Source organism: Oleiphilus sp. HI0123 (assembly GCF_001635315.1).
This window is the reverse complement of sequence record NZ_LWGE01001581.1, coordinates 1-1,091: the sequence shown is the minus strand read 5'-3', so window position 1 is coordinate 1,091 and position 1,091 is coordinate 1. Positions and strand designations below refer to the sequence as shown.

The window sequence follows — 1,091 nt, the reverse complement described above, 5'->3', positions numbered from 1 at the left end:
ATATCGTCGTTGATGCCGGTATCCAGGGTGTAAGTGTCCCAGAAGACTATGTCACGAATGGGCAAATTATACTCAATATTAGTCCTGGTGCGGTTAATGAGCTGTTAATTGATGGAGAGGCTATTAGTTTTCGAGCGCGTTTTGGTGGCGTTCCGATGCAGGTCTACGTTCCTATCGTAGCTATTATGGCGATTTACTCAAAAGAAAATGGACAGGGTATGGTGTTCGGGGCTGAGCCTGGTGCTCCAGAGCCGCCGAGTCCGAATGACCCACAAGATGAAGGGAAGAAAGCGGCAGAACACCTGCCTCATAAGCCTTCTCTAAAGATAGTTAAATAAAGAGAAAGCCTGTTCTAGGCTTTCTTAACTAAAATGCGCCACCAAAAAGTTGATTTTCGATTTGGTGGCACATGGCATTAACTGCCATAAGTTGAGCTTCCATCGCTCGCGCTACCGAATTGGTGTTTAGCTGGATTTCAACATCCTGTCCCTGCTTTATCGCAGAAATTTTCCCATCTTTATGACCGATAAGTGTGATTACCTTGATGTCCTTTTCGTGCGCGGTTTGAATTGCTTGAACAATATTGCTGCAGTTGCCATCGATAGATAGTGCAATCAGGGTGTCTCCTTCGAAACCAATGGCTCTAATTTGCTTGGCATAGCTAAGGTTGTAATTGCCGTCCTTCGCAATAGCAGAAATAGTTGTGGAATCGATAGAAATATTGATCGCAGGAAGGCTTGGGCGTTCGAATTCCTGTTGGTTCATTAAGCAGGTTGTTAAAAGGCTTGCGATTGGTCCAGATAGACCGTTCCCGCAAATAATCAGTTTTTTATCGCTCAGAAGTGTCTGTGTAATTAGGTTGCAAGCTTGCTCCAGGTTTTCACTAAGTGCTTCAAGGTTTGCTGCGGCAGAATCAACAGCTTCACATAGGTAGTTTGATAGTGGTGATAGTTCGGACATTTCTAGTTAACCGTTTTAGGTGATTTAGGTAATAAACTGAGCTCAATAAGATGCATCGAATGCAGCTTTGTGCCAATGAATTTGCTCGGATAAGCTGTTCTCTTTCTGGCTGATAGATATAACATCAAATC

General features: G+C 43.6%; 2 protein-coding genes. One reads left to right on the top strand and one right to left on the bottom strand.

The window, feature by feature from the left end:
* On the top strand, positions 1-338 hold a 338-nt coding region (locus A3761_RS21225), incomplete at its 5' end, for a ClpXP protease specificity-enhancing factor SspB (RefSeq protein WP_068750828.1).
* A 28-nt stretch (positions 339-366) separates the two neighbouring features.
* Here the strand turns inward: A3761_RS21225 and A3761_RS21220 are convergent.
* A complete protein-coding gene (locus A3761_RS21220) occupies positions 367-960 on the bottom strand; it encodes an SIS domain-containing protein (RefSeq protein WP_068553552.1) in 594 nt (197 codons plus the stop codon).
* Positions 961-1,091: the final 131 nt, after the last annotated feature.